The sequence below is a fragment of the Rhizobium acidisoli genome, assembly GCF_002531755.2.
Taxonomy (GTDB): Bacteria; Pseudomonadota; Alphaproteobacteria; order Rhizobiales; family Rhizobiaceae; genus Rhizobium; species Rhizobium acidisoli.
Genome location: NZ_CP034998.1, coordinates 2,996,101 through 3,013,414 on the forward strand (window position 1 = coordinate 2,996,101; position 17,314 = coordinate 3,013,414).

Consider the following 17,314-nt stretch of genomic DNA (forward strand, 5'->3'; position numbering starts at 1 on the left):
CTAACGGCGCAAATGCTGTTGTCGCACGATGGCGTGGTAACAATTTCGCGCTAAATCCAGGTGAGCAATCCGCCCATCCCTCTGTCGATTATCGCAGAAGACAGCTAGAGTTCGCGCATTGCGTTCGTCGCCATCGAACGCATTTGCAAGCATTCGGCCGGACATTCAACGTATGGAGGGGCGAGACGGAATGGCCGTAAATATCCCGGCTGCCGATTGGGCGGCAGACGTAGTCGATTTCCTGTCCCGAAACATCCCGCGCGGCGACGGGGAAGAGGGCTGGGACCATATGTTCCTTACGGCCTATCAGATCGGTTGCGAAGCTCTGGTGGCACTTGGTCAAGCGGATGAAACCCGCTGGGGCGCACTCCCACGTAAGAATGCTCAACTACCTCTCGAACTGCCACGCTGGGACGACCTTTGCGTCTCTGTGCTTCGACTGGCGGCACAACAGAGGCTGCTATCTTATCGCCGGCCTGATGGCAGTATGCCTCTATCGACGGGCGGCTTTCTCATTTACCGGATAAGCGCACCACCTCCGCCTCCGCCGAATATCGCGGCTGCAAACGGTCTTGGTCCCGCGTTCGCAACACCCGAGGTCTTGTCTGTCATTCGGGTATTGGGGCTGCTGGCCGAAGGCCGTTGGACGGAGATTGCTGAAACCGTGTTCTGGCGGGACTGGCCAGAGGAATGGGAAATGAGTTTCATCTCCGATCCCCGTTTCTCTGATGCGTTGGAGCAAGCTCTTGTCAGGATACCGGCTGATATCCGCACCGAAATGGACAAACTGGTCACCATCACTGACACGGATGTCACGGCTGCCATGCAGCGACGCGCGGCAGCTGTAGCGGAGGCGCGCGCTAAATATGGACCGAACGCCAACATACATCCACCCGACACCCACTCCCAGGCAAGAAGGGGTTTGGAGTTGCTGCGGCGGCACGACCTTGACTGGCTGTTCTTCCGCCGCTGGCGCCTTTCCGATGGTTGGCTCGCACCAAAAGAAGCGGGCAAAGCGCTGGAAATCTTTCACGACGATCTCGCGATCGCCATGCGGTGCGCCGTCATTAAACGGCTCTATCCGAACTTAACGTTCGCGGCTGCCAGGTAGGTGGGGGATCAGCATGCCGGAACCGCTCAAGAACCTGCTGCATCAGGCGCTGGTCGGCGACATGGCCGATCGCATCGCCGCCCATGCGCCCGCCTTCGACAGGGATCGTTTCATAGCGTTGGCAACGCGCGGTCTTGACGCACTGGAGCTGATGGAACGCTCGGCCCTAATCCGCGACGCGCTGTTTGCCACGCTTCCCGAAGATTTCCCGCAAGCCACAGCCATCCTGACGGCGAGCCTGCCTGCATCAGGCAGACCGGGGTTGACCGGCTGGATGCTGCTGCCGGTCAACCAGTTCATCGCCGTCCGCGGCCCCGCTCATTTCGAGCTCGGTCTCGATCTGCTGAAGGCGCTGACGCCGCATTTCACCGCCGAATACGGCATCCGCCCCTTCATTCACCGCGAGCAGCAGCGGGCGCTCACCATCATTTCCGGCTGGGTCGGTGACCCCGACCGGCATGTGCGCCGGCTGGCGAGCGAGGGAACGCGGCCGCGCCTGCCCTGGGCGATGCGCCTGCCGCAGTTGGTGAAGGATCCGGCGCCGATCCTGCCAATCCTCACTGCATTGATCGACGATCCGGAGGATTATGTGCGCCGCTCCGTCGCCAACAGTCTGAACGACATCGCCAAGGATCATCCGGATCTGGTCGCCACCTTCATCGCCGGCCAGATCGAAAACGCTTCTGAAGAACGGCGCCGGCTGCTGAAACATGCCTCGCGGACGCTTCTGAAAAAAGGCCACGCGCAGGCGCTCGCCAATTTCGGTTTTGGCGCGGCCGCATCGCTCCAGTGCGAACTGCGCCTCATCACCGGCGAGGTAATGTTCGGCGATGGGCTGGATTTCGCAATCCGGGTGACAAATGCCGGCAAGGCCGCGCAATCGGTGATGATCGACTACGCCATCCATCATATGAAGGCTGACGGCTCGTTATCGCCAAAGGTTTTCAAGTGCAAGACGATCCTGCTTGCGCCCGGGCAGAGCCAGGCGATCGAGCGCCGCCACGCCATGCGGCCGATCACGACACGGCGCTATTATCCCGGGCAGCACCGCATCGCCATCCTCGTCAACGGCGCAGAAAGCGCGTCGGAAAGCTTCATCCTGAAAATGCCGTCGCCCAAGCCGGCCTAGAGCTCGATGCCATCGCGCGGATCGAGCGCGGCTTGGCGCATGGTGTCCCGCAGTTGGCTGTTGCGGGCGACGTCGTCGTCCCCGTCGTCGACAGGATCGAGCTCGAATTCGTTCTCGATCGGCGCCGTCTTCTCGATCGACTGGATTCGGTTCAATTCTGGCTGGCGGCGGCGCTCGGATTCGGTCGTGTCTTCGTCATCGGAGCTGGTCGGTGTTGCTGCTGCCGGAAGCTGCTGCGACGCCGGCAAGGAGAGCTTGCTCCAGTCGTCCGCCGATCCTTGGTCGGATGTGCTGAGCGCGGGCGGCGGCAGGATGCGTTCCTGAAAGCGGCGATCCTCGAAGTATCGCGTCTTCTTCGCCCGTATCGGCGGCGTACCGGCGACCATGACGATCTCGTCGGCTGGCGGGAGCTGCATGATCTCGCCGGGGGTGAGGAGCGGTCGCGCCGTCTCCGACCGCGATACCATCAGATGGCCGAGCCAGGGCGAGAGGCGATGGCCAGCATAGTTCTTCATCGCCTTCATTTCGGTGGCGGTGCCGAGCGCGTCGGATACGCGCTTAGCGGTCCGCTCGTCGTTGGTGGCGAAGCTCACCCGGACATGGCAGTTGTCGAGGACCGAGTTGTTCGGCCCTATCTCGTCCGGCCGCGCCCAGCGCGCCGAGCCATAGGTCTCCACATTCTTCGCCTCTCGGGCGCGCCAGACGGACATACCGATCGCGACGGCGATCGTGATGAAGCCGCCGGACGCCGCGATATAGGCGCCCTCCACGAAAACCTTCGGCGAGTTCGGCCAGCCGCCGAGCTCGAACCAGGCCGGGCCAAGCTGGGGTTGGAAGCCGAGCCTGTAAGCGGTCCAGTGCGTCGCTGCCCAAGTGGTCAGCAGCACGATCAGGAAGACGATAAGGATCTGGTCCCAAAGAATTTTGTACCCGACACGACTACCTCCCTTCAGATAAAGCGGAGAAGTCAGGGCAGCCATTCAATGGTTTCAAGGCATCGCGATGCGCTGACGCTGAAATGGCGGCATTGGCGTGCATTTGGGATAAGTCGATGTTCTATCGGGAGATGCGACAGGCGACCATAGACTAGCGATAACTTGCATATTTCTGAATCTATAAGCGATCCCGATATGCAGGATAGTGCCCCGTTCTTATAGTCTGACTCAGCCAAGTCTGGGGGTCTTTGTAGCGCGGATCCTCGTTCCATGGATTGGGATCGGCGCGCAACATTTCGGCAATATAGAGTGGCTTGAAAATGGGATTGCTGGGATCGGTTCCGCGTCGTCGCTGGACGACAGGCACCCGCGCCTTGACGCGATGAGTCCCCACTCGAATGTTCTGCCAGATCTGCGGTCTGTCCGTGGGCACAGAGTATGTTGGATAATCCAGCAGAAAGTCCCCTGGATAGGGATCGCGCAGGTTCCCCATCGACAACTGCTTACTCGGCTCTCGCCGTCCGGGTCCGTAACGGGTCACAACGCGGTCGAAGACGTCCGAGGTGCCGTCGCCAAATATCACGCGCGTCTGACCACCCGACATGCGCTCGGTATCGACAATCCGCCCCCTTCGATAATGCACATTCGGCAGCCCCATCATCACATGGGTGAGCCAAACATTGTAGGGGGATAGGTTGCGCGTGAAGGGCGTCGGCGTGAGGCCGTTCAGCACAATTTCGGTACCCGGGCGAAGGCGCTTACGCAGCGTGCGTAAATTGAGCAGCCGCGCCACCTTTACTGGTTTCATCAGCGCAGCAATCTCCAGGCTGAGCGCGTCGTCAATTGCCGGGCTGACAGCGGCACGTACCGCCAATTGCTCTTCCAGAGACAAGGCCAGAACGAACGCTTCACGCTCGTCTTCGGGTATCGTAGAAGACTTCCTTCCCGGGAAAGCAATTGCGATGCGCTCGGCGAGTTCCGCTTCAATTGCGTCAAAAATCGATTTGGACGAGTCACTCGGCGGCGACTCGCTTCCATAATTTTTTGCCAATACTGCAGATACGACCAGTGGCCGAGCCACCAGCAAAGCTCTGATATCAACCGCCCTTCGAAATCAACAATCTCGTCGCTGTGGAGGACGTTGTTGATCCGCTCCAGGCCCACATCCAATATTGCCTCTAGGCCCGCCTTGGGTGGCCAGAAATATGTCACCATCTCATGCTCAAAGTCTGCGATGGCATAGTGCATCAGTTCGATCACGCCGCTGTCCCCGCAACCGGAGACCAGAACGCGGCTTTCGGGCGGCAGGTGATCGTAGATGAGGCGATGCCCACCTTCCCAGTAGCTGTAGTCAGCCAGCTTGAGGGGGTTAGCTTCCGGACCGAAGCCGGTCGCATCGATAAGCAGGTCTACGACAAGGGGCCTCAGCTTAGCGTCGGTCGGTGCTTGAAGTTGGACGATGACCTTGTCTTCGATCTCCGAGATTGCGCTTGGTTCGACTTCACAGTCACGGATGGTGAAAATCGGCAATTTGGACGCATAGCGGTCAAACTCCCGCAACCATGCGCCTGCGACATCGCTAGCAACGCCGGCTTCCCATTCGAAGATGGCGGGTTTATCGATATGCGCCGCATAAGAAGGGTCGAACCCCTTGCGCAGGTCGCGCGAATTGAGGTTCTGCGAGAGAAAGCGCTGGCTCTTGTCCAGGAACCGATGAAGCAGGCGGCTCTCCTTTTCGAGGATATAGACGATGACGTCGTGGGCGATCGCGAGCGAGCAAGCCAGCATAATGCCTGAAAACGAACCGCCGACGATCGCGACGACATCCCCCTTGCGGACCTTCCGCCGGTGGCCGAGGGCCCAAGCGAGATTCGTGCAGCGGACCTGCTGATGAACGATCGAAATGTTCTGCTGCGAAAATCCGGTCGCCGAATATACTCTTGCGCGCCCGACCGCCCGCGCCTCGCCAAGCATATCCTCCGCAATGATCTTCAGACGTTTGCGATCTGAAATCGCCATGCGGTCGCTCCCTTTTTCCAACTCGCCGCTAGCCCGGCTCCGTGCGGCAGATGCACTGAAGATTGTGAGGACGGATTCCTGATCGCAGGTCCAACCCATCAAAATGCGACTGCGGTTTCGCGCATGTCAGTCTATCACCCCGAAAGGCGGTTCGGTGACCGCCATCGGTTGCGTATCGACGCGACCCCAAAAGCGAAGGCCTGCTCGAACATACCGTTTTACATCGCCAGCCCGAATGCGAATCTGTTCGCTGTCAGGTGATGGTCCAGCGTTGATGTCTACATATTCGCTCGGGTCGTAGATCCATAGTTGCGGCGCGACCTTCCGCAATTCATCGCTTGTGCGCCCGTCGCCGTGGCGGACGACATTTGCTACGAAAATTGCCTCCACCAGGTCCTTTCGCATGTCATCTCGAGCACCATCGACCTGCTTGGCGTCGAGGCACTTATCCAGCAGCTTTTCGAAATCGCCGTGCTGGATCTCGCGCGGGTTTTGAGGCGCGAACAGATGCAGCGCCCAATGACGCACCTGCCGCTCGAACAAGCCCGATACCACCAGCACGAACGCCTTGGCGGCCTCGTTGCGCGTATGCGCTTGGACTTGCGCCGCCATGAGATCGAGGTTCTCATTCATCGAATTCGTCACCGCGATTTCTTCTAGTACCGGCTCTGGTAGGTCGGCCAGCACCGGCGCGACGACATTCAGGTAGAATCGGGAGAGGTTGGCTTGAAATATCCGCGGAAGTTCGATCTTAGGGTCATTCATGAAGGTTTCCTGGGACCCCGGCAAAGCGGGCGTCGTGCCCATGCTGTCTCTTTTTTCGAAGCGTCCGACGTGATCGCGTCATTTCCGCAAGATCTTCTCCATCGCCTTGCCATTAGCAAGCTCGTCGATCAACTTATCGAGGTAGCGGATTTCCCTCATCAGCGGGTCGCCGAGATCGAGCGGACGATCTCGGCTGAACGCGCGATCTATGCCGCTGAGCCGGTGCCGCCGGCGCATGGCGTCGACATACTGCTCAACTTCGATCGTCTATAATCCCGATGGTCAACTGCGTATTTGTCTTCGCGAACGGACGAATCAGTGGGTTTGCGATAGCGAATACATATATGCCATCGGGTGCTTCGTCATTGTCTCGCGCTGCTTGCGATTGAAATTGAATCCGCTGCTGAAGAAATCCGCGACCGCCTTGGCAATGTCCTTCCATTCGGAACCGGCGGCTGCGGCTGCGCCAGCGGTCAGGGCCACGGGCAAGCCGAGCCCAGAGGCGAGTGAGGCGCCCGTTACCACCGTCGCGACGACGACCGGCTTCATCAAAAGATCCAATTTGTTAGCGCCAAGCGCTTCTCGCAGATCCTTGAGGTCGAACTCCATCTTCTCTTTGAATTGCCGATTGAGCTCGTCGCGTTCGAATTGATCAAGGGCCTTACCCAGCGCAATTGTGTGCGCTTGGACTGCGTCGGCATAAGCATGCCGCATCTTAGTAAAGTCACTCCCGCGGCGTTCGGACGCCTCGCGCTTTCGCAGCGCGATCAGCCTCTCAATAGGGATGCTCGTCGCGTCGATCAGATCAAGGGTGATCGGAACAACTTCGGCTTCCGTCGCGGATCGCTTATCCCCGCTTCCGATCATGCCATAGGCCATTAGTCGATCGGTCACGCGCGCGAATTGGGAACCGGCGCACGCGTCCGCGAGCTTAGCCATAACAAGCAAGCCTCCTTCCTGCGTGAAGGGATAATCCCCGTTCGGAAGCGGCAGATCGGTGAGACGGTGGCTGCGCATCAGGTCCCAGGTCTGCTCCGAGAGCTTCTGCGGCCAAATTTCATATGGGTCGCTCGGCTGGTCGACTTGACCGACATAATAGAGGTCAGGCGGAAGTGTCCCGGCCTTCAACGTCGTCTCCATATCGATGTGCATCCGCTTCCGCTGCGCGTCGTTCGGCACGATCGAGGCGCCGATCAACTCCCAGGCCTCCGCCATGTCTTGGCGATCCAAATAGTCAGGTCGGTAATGCTTCATCGGAACGATTGTGTGCAGCTTGTCCCAAAGCAGCAACGACGACTGCATGATTGGGCGGCTGTGAACCTGGGATCGGGGATAGTAGATGGCGGATCGCATGGTCGGCTCCGAGCTGGCATCGGTACAATGTACCAAGTCGCGCTCCATATAAAGCTGGTAGCAACGCGATATTTTGAAGTTTGTCGTTGAATCGAAGGGCGGCGTCGGTCGGGATGAACAGAAATTTTCTCAAACCTGAACGTTCACTACCATAACGTTTAACGGACGCAATTGGTCAACTCTGGCCATTCGCTGAACCTCGCCTAGCTAGGCTTTCTTGTGCACTGCACTTGACTTTCCGCGCGAACTAGCCCAAATGCAGCCCAGCTTTCACCCTTCCGGCCGCCGCGTGAGCGTGCCCCTGCTAAAAAATACGGACGCAGGAAGAAGGGACAAAAGCGCATTTCGATAGAGGCCGCACTCCCATCCGCGGCCTGAAGCGCTGGAAAGCTTTTTCCAACTCACAAGTTCCCACTTCACGCGGGGTTCTTGACGCCAGAATGAAACCGGATCGCATGGTGCGTTCCGGCGATAGTCGTTGTGGCGCCCCGAAAGGTTTTGCCTTGACTAATTTTGAATCGCTTGGTGTCTCCAAGCCGATCGTCGCCACCTTGTTCCAGCTCGGCATCGAAACGCCGACGCCGATCCAGGAACAGGCCATCCCTCTCCTCCTCGAAGGCCGCGACCTGATCGGCCTTGCCCAGACCGGCACCGGCAAGACCGCCGCCTTCGGCCTGCCGCTCATCGAAAAATTGCTTGCCGACGAGCGCCGCCCCGACAACCGCACGACGCGGACGCTGATCCTGGCGCCGACCCGCGAACTGGTGAACCAGATCGCCGAGAGCCTGAAGAAATTCATCCGCAAGTCGCATCTGCGCATCAACGTCGTCGTCGGCGGTGTTTCGATCAACAAGCAGCAGCTTCAGCTCGAAAAGGGCACCGATGTCCTGGTCGCAACGCCCGGCCGCCTGCTTGACCTCATCAATCGCCGCGCCATCTCGCTGACCACGGTCCGCTATCTCGTGCTTGATGAAGCCGACCAGATGCTCGACCTCGGCTTCGTCCACGATCTGCGCAAGATTGCCAAGATGGTGCCGAAGAAGCGCCAGACCATGCTTTTCTCGGCCACCATGCCGAAGGCAATCGCCGATCTCGCCGGCGACTACCTCGTCGATCCGGTCAAGGTCGAAGTCACACCTCCCGGCAAGGCTGCCGACAAGGTCGAGCAATATGTCCATTTCGTCGCCGGCAAGAACGACAAGACGGAACTGCTGCGCAAGTCGCTGACCGAAAACCCCGATGGCCGCGCCATCGTCTTCCTGCGCACCAAGCATGGTGCGGAGAAGCTGATGAAGCATCTCGAAAACATCGGCTATTCCGTCGCCTCGATCCATGGCAACAAGAGCCAGGGCCAGCGCGAGCGGGCGCTGAAGGCGTTCCGCGATGGCAGCATCAAGACGCTGATCGCCACGGACGTTGCCGCCCGCGGCATCGACATCCCGGCCGTCAGCCATGTCTATAATTACGACCTGCCCGAAGTGCCCGACGCCTATGTCCATCGCATCGGTCGCACGGCGCGCGCCGGCCGCGACGGCATCGCGATCGCCTTCTGCGCCCCCGACGAAGCCAAGCTGCTGCGTGATATCGAGCGCCTGATGGGCATCGACATCGCAGTCGCAAGCGGCGAAGCACCGGCCAATATCAGCAGCGCCGGCCCGCGCCGCGGCAACGGCAATGGCAACAACCGCAATCGCGGTGGCGGCCAGGGTCGCGAAGGCCAGGGTCGCGGCGAAGGCCGTGGCGACCAGAACCGCTCGGAGCATCGCGGCAGCCGCCAGGAACGCCGGCCGCGCCGTGAAGGCGAAGGCAGCGAAAATCGCGCCAGCGGCAGCGAAGTGCGTGCCGGTGGCGAGGAGCGCCGGGAGCGCCGTCCGCGTCCCGAACGCACGAGCCGCAACGAGGATTTCCGCGGCCAGCGCCGCGGCGAAGCCACCCCCAATCTCGGCCCCGACAACGATCTGGTCTCGACCTCGGATTTCCGTCCCTCGGCAAAGCCGCAGCGTCCTGCCCATGGCGGCCCCAATAGCCATCATGCCAATGGCGAGCCGAGCGGTCATCACCGCGGCAATAACCGCCACGCCCACGGCCGCCCGGCCCGCAAGCACGGCGAAGACCGCGGCCCGCAGCAGGCCCAGGGCGGCGAACCGCGCCGCGAGGGCAATGGCGGCAACCGCCGCGGCGGCTCCGGCTCCCGCAATGGCGGCGGCCAGCGCCGCGAACGCGCCTGAGCATCGATTGATTTAAAGGAAAGGCCGAATATCTCCGGTCTTATACGTTGGGAGGCCGGAGCATCTGACAGGTGCTCCGGCCTTTTCTCTTTGTGGTGGCAATCACAACGGCGGTCCTGGGCCCCAGCCGGTCCTTCGCTCGCACATCGAGGCAGGCACATCCGCTTGAATGCCGGACGCTTGAGACCTAAATTGGCTAAATGCTTGACCATCCGTCCCGGCCGTTGTCGCCGTCAACTATCCCAATGGATGCCCTGAGCGAAGTCCTGCAAGACTTTCGCTTGAGCGGGGTCAACTATGGCCGCTGCGAGCTCAGGCATCCATGGAGCATCGCCTTTCCGCAACAACAGCTGCTTCGTTTCCACTTCGTCAGCCAAGGTCCGTGCTGGATCCATACCGAAGTCGAAGGATGGCAGGAGTTGAATGATGGCGATCTGGTTCTGCTGCCTCAAGGCATCGCACATCGGTTGGCCAGCGCGCCGGATGTTGAAGGAGATTCACTTAAAGGCTGTCAGATAACAAGAGTGGGAAGCAATGTCTGCGATGTCGTGCGGGAGGGAATGGGGGCGAATAGCACCCTCTTCTGCGGCTCCATGGCTTTGGGCGCGCATGCGCTTCACCCCTTGATCGCTCTGATGCCGCCAATCATCAAGGGCTGCGATGTGGCCGGCAATGACCCGATCGTTGGCCCCCTTCTGGCCGCCATGTCGGCGGAAGCGACACAGCCCCAAATGGGAAGCGCGACCGTGCTATCGCGAATGGCGGACTTGCTCGCGGCGCGGCTTATCCGCTGCTGGGTCAATTGCAGCGGAGCTTCGACCACCGGCTGGCTCGCCGCCATCCGGGATCCTCATATCGGTCGTGTATTGGCGGCCATGCACCGGGACCCCGGCCATAACTGGACCCTCGAAAGCCTCGCTGGTGTGGCTGGCCAGTCGCGCTCGATCTTCGCCGAGCGCTTCAGCGCTATCTTGGGTGAAGGCGCGGCACATTACCTCGTCCGTCTGCGTATGCAGCTTGCCCGCGATTTGTTGGGTCAAAGCGGCATGTCGATCGCGGAAGTTGCTTCCCGGCTGGGCTATGAGTCCGAGGCGTCTTTCGCGCGCGCCTTCAAACGCGTCACCAACGTTTCACCGGGGATTGTGCGCCGCACAAGTTCCGGACGAATGGATATAGATTTCGGATTTTAAGACACATATCATCCTGAAAACTTCGTCTATCAAATCTCCGAACATAGGAGATATTTCAATGACGGACTCAACATCACAGTTCGACGGGGTCGCAATTGGCCTGGAGACGGATGAACCATCCGCGTGGAACACGGCGACCTGGTTTGCCGTTGTTTCGATGGCAGCCACCAGCTTTGCGCTGGTGTCCGCTGAGTTCCTGCCGGCGGGCCTGTTGACGCCGATGGCGCGCGATCTCGGCATTTCCGAGGGAACGGCCGGACAAGTCGTCACCGCCACCGCTTCTGTCGGCGCCGTGGCGGCCTTGTTGAGCAACGTCCTCATCGGCCGACTGAACCGCAAAACCGTGCTGGTCAGCCTCAGTGCACTGGCGATCGGCTCCAATATTCTGGCATCAGTGGCGACTGATTTTTGGCTGTTGTTGCTGGGTCGGGCCGGGTTGGGCATCGCGCTTAGTGGCTTTTGGGCGCTTTCAGTAGCCGTCGTGGCGAGGCTGGTCGGCGCCAATGCGACAGGTCGTGGCATGGCTATCGTCACGCTCGGCGTTTCGCTCGCCACGATAGCTGCACCATCAATGGGTGCTTTGATCAGCGATTGGCTGGGATGGCGCAGCGCCATGGCGATGACAGCCGGGCTTGCCGCGCTTGCCATGCTGCTGCAACTGCTCAGCTTGCCGACGCTCCCTGCAAGCACAAGCAACAGTATCGCTGATGTTTTCCGGCTGACACGACGGGGCGGTATTCAACTGGGAATGCTTGCCATCCTTTTGTTGATGACCGGGCATTTTGCCGGGTCGGTTTATGTGCGTCCTTTCCTCGAACAGGTAACACTGCTTGATACCCGATCAATCGCCCTGGCACTGCTCGGATTTGGCATCGCCTCGGTGATCGGCAATGTTGCCGGTGGCCGAATGGCCGATGCCAGTATCCGGCTAGCACTCGCTGTCACCGCCGCGCTGATGACGGCTGCAGCACTCGCTCTGGTGCTTTGGGGCGCCCATACCGGCATTGCGTTCGCCCTCGTCGCACTTTGGGGCTTTGCCTTCGGAATGGCGCCGGTCGTGCTGCCGACCAATCTTTCCCGCGCAGCCCCCGACGCTCTGGAGGCGGCGGGTAGCCTGATGGTCGTCTCTTTTCAGGTGGCCATCAGTATCGGCGCGGTTTTTGGCGGCTATATCGTCGACCACTACGGCGCCGTGGGACCATTGACTGTGACGGTGCTCCTGGCTGCGTCGACGATTGCCTTGGCGTTGCTGCAGCCCCGCAGCTGATCGTTGCTTTCTGCCTGCGGATCACGCACAGTCGAACTGAAGATGCTCTGGATAACAGGTCACCGGCAATCGCCGGCGACCTCCAATGCGTTCCGTCCGAGGTTCGGTGACTAGCGGCAAGAGTGGAATGTCGTCGGGAAAGAAAACTTTCTTAGCGGCACCGGTAGCCGTCGCCGATTGCGTCTACGAAGGGACGCTCCTCGTCCGGGCGGCCGGCCTTGGCGCGGCCGGCGGCCTATACGCTCGCGGGCACCTGCTGAACGACTCTGCGGTTTGTCATGTAGACACCCGTTACCACGATCGCCGTGCCCAAAATCAACGGCAGGGTTAGCGGCTCCCCAAAGGCGATGAAGGCCTCGAGCGCGACGGCCGGCGGCATCAGATAGATCAGCGAGGCCGCGCGGGAGACCTGCCCCCGGCGGATCAGATAAAGCAGCAGCCCGACGCCGCCCATCGACAGGCCGAAGACCGACCAGACGAGCGCGGCATAGGCCTGCGCGGTGCCGTCGAAATGCTGGTGCTCCAAGATCAGCGAAAGCGGCAGGGTCAGCATCAGCGCTCCGACATATTGCAGCGTCGCGATGGACCTGAGGTCGCCGGATTGCAGGTGTTTTTTCTGATAGAGCGTGCCGTAGGTGACCGATCCCATGGCGATGAGGTTGATCGCCAGCGGCAGGGCGGCATGCGTAAGATCAGCTGTCGCCGAATCGAGGAGCTTCGGCGAAATGGCGATGGCAATGCCGATGAAGCCGAAGGCAAGGCCGAGCTTCTGCGTCTGCTGCAACCGCTCGCCGACCAGAAAGGGAGCCGCCATCGCCGTCAACAGCGGCTGCAGCGCCGCGATGATCCCCGATATGCCGGCCGGCACGCCGTTGGCGATCGCCCACCACAGGCCGGCGAGATAAAACCCATGCAGGAAAAAACCGGAATAGACGGCGCGCAGCGCCGTCGCCCGGCTTTTCGGCCATTGCGCTTTGGTCACCAGGCAAAAGGCGAGGAATGCCAAGGCCGACAGCCCGTAGCGTATCGAAAGAAAGGTGAAGGGCTCGGAATGCAGCGAAGCATATTTCGCCACCACCCAGCCCGTGGACCAGAGCAGAACGAAAACAGCGGGGGCGAAGCGGTCGAGGGACATGAAGCTGCTCGGAAATAAGGTTCGCCGCGCTGATAACCGCACCGGGCGGTCACAGTCAAAGGCGAAGCGTTGATGCTTATTTGAAATTTCGCTGATGGTGAAAACGACAGGGCTGGCCGACGATACTCTAATTTGATGGATGAGCCTATCGACAGCTTCACACCATACCGCCGCAGCAAAGAATCGCAGACGCTCCTCCCATCCACCGTCATTCCTGTGCTCGTCACAGGAATCCAGCCACCGCGCGTCCGCGCGGTGAATGACTCTCCTACTTGATGAAGCATCTGAAACGCTGCGTGCTTCCGAGGGAGTTTGGCTGGAAAGCCAACCCCACCCTCCGTCATCCTCGGCCTTGAGCCGAGGATCCATCCCACGACGCCTGCGGATGCAGTGTGGATGCTCGGCTCAAGGCCGAGCATGACGGAGGCAGGGTGGGCACAAAGAGCTATTCACAGCCGGTTCTGGAATGCCATCCACCAACGGAACCAAACAATGCCGGCACCTCGGCCAAACTAACTTGATGAGGGAGCAAGCGGGAAGGCTGTACGCAACATACCCGCCGAACGAAAAACAATCAGCTGCTCATATTTTCAGCAGTCTCTGGCGAACGACAATCGCCACCTCGCTTCCGCCGCCCAATTCCCCCTGTTTCCCGCAACGCAAAATCTTTTCCTCGAACTGCGCATGGTTCTTGCATTGCAATTTGCGTTGTATTCAAATGAACAAAAAAGGGGAGCACGCACCTTTGGCATTTGATGAAATGATTACCGGGGACGAAAGTCCTCGCCCGCCTTATGAAAAATATTTTGAGTGGTACAACAGCCAAGACCGGTCGCATCTGATTGCCAAATCCCGCGATGCGGAAAACATCTTCCGGAAGACCGGCATCACCTTCGCGGTTTACGGCCATGCCGATAGTTCCGAAAAGCTCATCCCCTTCGACATCATTCCCCGCATCATCTCCGCCCGCGAATGGCGCAAGCTCGCCCAGGGCATCGAGCAGCGGGTGATCGCACTCAACGCCTTTCTCGACGATATCTACCACAAGCAGGAGATCATCCGCGCCGGCCGCGTCCCGCGCGAGCTGATCGAGAACAACGTCACCTTCATCCCCGAGATGATCGGCTTCCGCCCGCCCGGCGGCGTCTACACCCATATCGTCGGCACCGACATCGTGCGCACCGGCGAGGATCAGTTCTACGTGCTGGAGGATAATGCCCGCACACCTTCCGGTGTCAGCTACATGCTGGAAAACCGGGAAACCATGATGCAGATGTTCCCGGAACTCTTCCATGAGAACAAGGTGCAGCGCGTCGAAGACTATCCCTACCTTTTGCGCCAGAGCCTTGCTTCGCTCGCCCCTCCCGGCTGCAGCGGCAAGCCGCGCGTCGCGGTGCTGACCCCCGGCATCTACAATTCGGCCTATTACGAGCATTCCTTCCTCGCCGACATGATGGGCGTCGAACTGGTCGAGGGCTCGGATCTGCGTGTCATCGACGGCAAGGTGAAGATGCGCACGACCCGCGGTTACGAGGCGATCGACGTGCTCTACCGCCGCGTCGACGACGATTTCCTCGATCCGCTGACCTTCCGGGCCGATTCCGCCCTTGGTATTCCCGGCATCATGGATGTCTACCGCTCCGGCAATATTACCATTGCCAACGCACCGGGCACCGGCATCTGCGACGACAAGGCAATCTACTCCTATATGCCGGAGATCGTCGAATTCTACACCGGCAGCAAGGCGCTGCTCGAAAACGTGCCGACCTGGCGCTGTTCGGAAGCATCAAGCCTCAAATACGTGCTGGAGCACCTCGAGGAATTGGTCGTCAAGGAAGTACACGGCTCCGGCGGCTACGGCATGCTTGTGGGACCGACGGCATCGAAAAAGGAGCGCGCCGATTTTGCCGAGAAGCTGAAGGCCAAGCCGAACAATTATATCGCCCAGCCAACACTGTCGCTCTCCACCGTGCCGATCCTCGTCAACAAGGGCATCGCGCCGCGCCATGTCGACCTGCGTCCCTATGTGCTCGTCTCCGACAAGGTTCAGATCATTCCGGGCGGGCTCACCCGCGTGGCGTTGAAGCAGGGCTCGCTGGTGGTCAATTCCAGCCAGGGCGGCGGCACCAAAGACACCTGGGTATTGGAGGACTGATGCTCGGAAGAACCGCAAACGGCCTCTACTGGATGTTCCGTTACATCGAGCGCGCCGAAAATATTGCCCGCCTGGTCGATGCCGGGCTGCGCATGTCGCTGACCCGCAGCAGCGCCGGCGACGACAACTGGGATGGCGTACTGCAAAGTGCCGGCGTTCGCGAAGCCTATGACGAGGGCCACACGAAGCTGACCAATGCCGATGCAATCGACTATCTGCTGCGCGATCGGGCCAACCCGTCGAGCGTGATGTCCTGCATCGAGTCCGGCCGCAACAATGCCCGCATGGTGCGCACCGCGCTGACGCGAGAGACTTGGGAAGCGACCAACGAATGCTGGATCGACCTGAAGTCGCTGCTCGAAAAGCGCGTCAAGCCGGCCGAAATGCCTGAAGTGATCGACGCCATCAAGCGCCGTGCCGGTCTCATCCGCGGTGCCTTCCATGGCTCGACGCTGCGCAACGAACTCTATAATTTCGCCCGCATCGGCACCTTCATCGAGCGGGCCGACAATACCAGCCGTATTCTCGACGTAAAATATTACGTGCTGCTGCCCTCGGTCTCGGCGGTCGGCTCTTCGCTCGACAATGTGCAATGGGAATCGATCCTGCGCTCGGTCTCCGCCCACCGCGCCTATAGCTGGGCCTATGACGGCGAATATCGCGCCATGAACATCGCCGACTTCCTGACGCTGAACGTCCAGATGCCGCGTTCGCTCGCCTATTGTTACGAGAAGATCGTCAGCAATCTCGGCTATCTCGCCCAGGATTACGAGGAGCGGCTGCCTGCCCACGATACCGCCGATGCGATCCGCACCACGCTGCAGACGCGGGCGATCCGCGATATCATGGATCAGGGCCTGCATGAGTTCCTGGAGGATTTCGTCTCGCGCAACAACCAGCTCGGCGCCGAGATTTCCAACGGCTACCGGTTCTACGTTTAAGCGGATCAGAACATGAGACTGAAAATCAGCCACCTCACCGAATATCGCTACGACGAACCGGCGCAGTTCTCGCTCCAGCGCCTCAGGCTGACGCCTCCGACAACGGCCGCGCAGAAGGTGCTCGGCTGGTCGCTGAACGTCGAGGGCGCCAAGCCCGAGGTGGAGTATGACGACCAGTACGGCAATCACGTGAACCTGGTCTCGCTGGAAGGCGCACAGCACCTGACGCGCATCTTCGCCGAAGGCGAGGTCGAAACGGCGGATAATAACGGCGTCACCGGGCCGCATACCGGCTTCTGCCCGCTTTGGCTCTTCCTGCGCGAAACGCCGCTGACCAAGGGCGGCAAGCTGGTCAAGGAGTTAATCAAGGGCGTCACTGGCGATAACGAGCTTGCCCGCATGCATGCGCTGATGGCGGCAATCCATGAGACGGTCGACTATAAGCCCGGCACCAGCAACACCACAACGACGGCCGAACAGGCGCTGGAAAAGAAGAGCGGCGTTTGCCAGGACCATGCCCACATCTTCATTGCCGCCGCCCGCGCCCTGCAGGTGCCGGCGCGTTATGTCTCGGGTTATCTGATGATGGAAGAAAAGGTCGAACAGGCGGCGACCCATGCCTGGGCCGAAGCCCATATTCCAGGCCTCGGCTGGGTCGGTTTCGATCCCGCCAACGAAATCTGCCCGGATGCACGTTATGTCCGCGTCGCCTCCGGCCTCTGCTACCGCGACGCCGCGCCGATTTCCGGCATGCGCATCGGCACGCCGGGTGAAACGCTGTCGGTGACCGTGAAAGTCGAGGACGGCGGCCAGATGCAAAGCCAGAGCCAGAGCTGAGCGGCATCAGCCGCTCGACAGAGGGAGATCCAAATCTGGGGGCTCCCTTGCATGCGCACACTGGATTTCGACGGTCTTCCAGGGCTGATATGGCCGCGCCGTTTCACCAGCGCGTCACCCCGCCAGTCGATGCGGAATTCGGACGGCCCATCGAGGCCCGATATCCGCCACGCTAACACCTGTCCTGTATCGCGCACGGACATGGCTCAACGAGAAGCATCCCGGTTCTCATCGAAAGCACACAGCCAA

14 protein-coding genes and 1 pseudogene are annotated in these 17,314 nt (G+C 60.3%); 8 read left to right on the forward strand and 7 right to left on the reverse strand.

Going from position 1 to position 17,314, the window contains the following annotated elements:
* Positions 1–190: 190 nt before the first annotated feature.
* Entirely contained in the window at positions 191–1,111 is a 921-nt protein-coding gene (locus tag CO657_RS14810) for a hypothetical protein (protein ID WP_054182789.1), read from the forward strand.
* A 13-nt stretch (positions 1,112–1,124) separates the two neighbouring features.
* The gene (locus tag CO657_RS14815) at positions 1,125–2,240 is read left to right on the forward strand and encodes a DNA alkylation repair protein (RefSeq protein WP_054182790.1); all 1,116 of its coding nucleotides are present in this window, start codon (positions 1,125–1,127) and stop codon (positions 2,238–2,240) included.
* Here CO657_RS14815 and CO657_RS14820 read toward each other — a convergent pair.
* From CO657_RS14820 to CO657_RS14845, 6 genes and pseudogenes are all read right to left on the reverse strand, one after another.
* Positions 2,237–3,220: a type IV secretory system conjugative DNA transfer family protein gene (locus tag CO657_RS14820; protein ID WP_054182791.1), complete on the reverse strand. Its 984-nt coding sequence runs from the start codon at positions 3,218–3,220 to the stop codon at positions 2,237–2,239. The genes CO657_RS14815 and CO657_RS14820 overlap by 4 nt on opposite strands.
* Positions 3,221–3,353: 133 nt before the next feature.
* The gene (locus tag CO657_RS14825) at positions 3,354–4,049 is read right to left on the reverse strand and encodes a hypothetical protein (RefSeq protein ID WP_128715559.1); all 696 of its coding nucleotides are present in this window, start codon (positions 4,047–4,049) and stop codon (positions 3,354–3,356) included.
* Positions 3,983–5,194 (reverse strand): FAD/NAD(P)-binding oxidoreductase, encoded by a 1,212-nt coding sequence (locus tag CO657_RS14830; RefSeq protein WP_054182793.1) that lies wholly within the window; start codon positions 5,192–5,194, stop codon positions 3,983–3,985. The genes CO657_RS14825 and CO657_RS14830 overlap by 67 nt, the downstream gene beginning before the upstream one ends.
* Positions 5,195–5,320: 126 nt before the next feature.
* Positions 5,321–6,001 (reverse strand): hypothetical protein, encoded by a 681-nt coding sequence (locus CO657_RS14835; RefSeq protein ID WP_197283883.1) that lies wholly within the window; start codon positions 5,999–6,001, stop codon positions 5,321–5,323.
* Between the two features lie 36 nt (positions 6,002–6,037).
* Positions 6,038–6,121 (reverse strand): annotated as a pseudogene (locus CO657_RS37290) (DUF2200 family protein); the annotation flags it as partial.
* Positions 6,122–6,274: 153 nt separating this feature from the next.
* Positions 6,275–7,312 (reverse strand): hypothetical protein, encoded by a 1,038-nt coding sequence (locus CO657_RS14845; RefSeq protein ID WP_054182795.1) that lies wholly within the window; start codon positions 7,310–7,312, stop codon positions 6,275–6,277.
* Positions 7,313–7,767: 455 nt separating this feature from the next.
* Between CO657_RS14845 and CO657_RS14850 the strand changes: the two genes are divergently transcribed.
* From CO657_RS14850 to CO657_RS14860, 3 genes are all read left to right on the forward strand, one after another.
* A complete protein-coding gene (locus CO657_RS14850) occupies positions 7,768–9,540 on the forward strand; it encodes a DEAD/DEAH box helicase (protein ID WP_054182796.1) in 1,773 nt (590 codons plus the stop codon).
* A gap of 200 nt (positions 9,541–9,740) precedes the next feature.
* Positions 9,741–10,730, forward strand: a complete 990-nt coding sequence (locus CO657_RS14855) for an AraC family transcriptional regulator (RefSeq protein WP_003592879.1) — start codon at positions 9,741–9,743, stop codon at positions 10,728–10,730.
* Positions 10,731–10,788: 58 nt separating this feature from the next.
* Positions 10,789–11,997 (forward strand): MFS transporter, encoded by a 1,209-nt coding sequence (locus CO657_RS14860; RefSeq protein WP_054182797.1) that lies wholly within the window; start codon positions 10,789–10,791, stop codon positions 11,995–11,997.
* A 235-nt stretch (positions 11,998–12,232) separates the two neighbouring features.
* Here the strand turns inward: CO657_RS14860 and CO657_RS14865 are convergent, their stop codons facing one another.
* The gene (locus CO657_RS14865; protein ID WP_054182798.1) at positions 12,233–13,132 is read right to left on the reverse strand and encodes a DMT family transporter; all 900 of its coding nucleotides are present in this window, start codon (positions 13,130–13,132) and stop codon (positions 12,233–12,235) included.
* 745 nt (positions 13,133–13,877) lie between these two features.
* On the opposite strand from CO657_RS14865, the gene CO657_RS14870 reads away from it, so the two are divergent.
* Genes CO657_RS14870 through CO657_RS14880 form a run of 3 tightly spaced genes read left to right on the forward strand, consistent with a single transcriptional unit; the run spans position 13,878 to position 17,065 of the window.
* Positions 13,878–15,287: a circularly permuted type 2 ATP-grasp protein gene (locus tag CO657_RS14870; RefSeq protein WP_003592875.1), complete on the forward strand. Its 1,410-nt coding sequence runs from the start codon at positions 13,878–13,880 to the stop codon at positions 15,285–15,287.
* Positions 15,287–16,228: an alpha-E domain-containing protein gene (locus CO657_RS14875; RefSeq protein ID WP_003592872.1), complete on the forward strand. Its 942-nt coding sequence runs from the start codon at positions 15,287–15,289 to the stop codon at positions 16,226–16,228. The genes CO657_RS14870 and CO657_RS14875 overlap by 1 nt, the downstream gene beginning before the upstream one ends.
* 12 nt (positions 16,229–16,240) lie before the next feature.
* The gene (locus CO657_RS14880) at positions 16,241–17,065 is read left to right on the forward strand and encodes a transglutaminase family protein (protein ID WP_054182799.1); all 825 of its coding nucleotides are present in this window, start codon (positions 16,241–16,243) and stop codon (positions 17,063–17,065) included.
* Positions 17,066–17,314 lie beyond the last annotated feature (249 nt).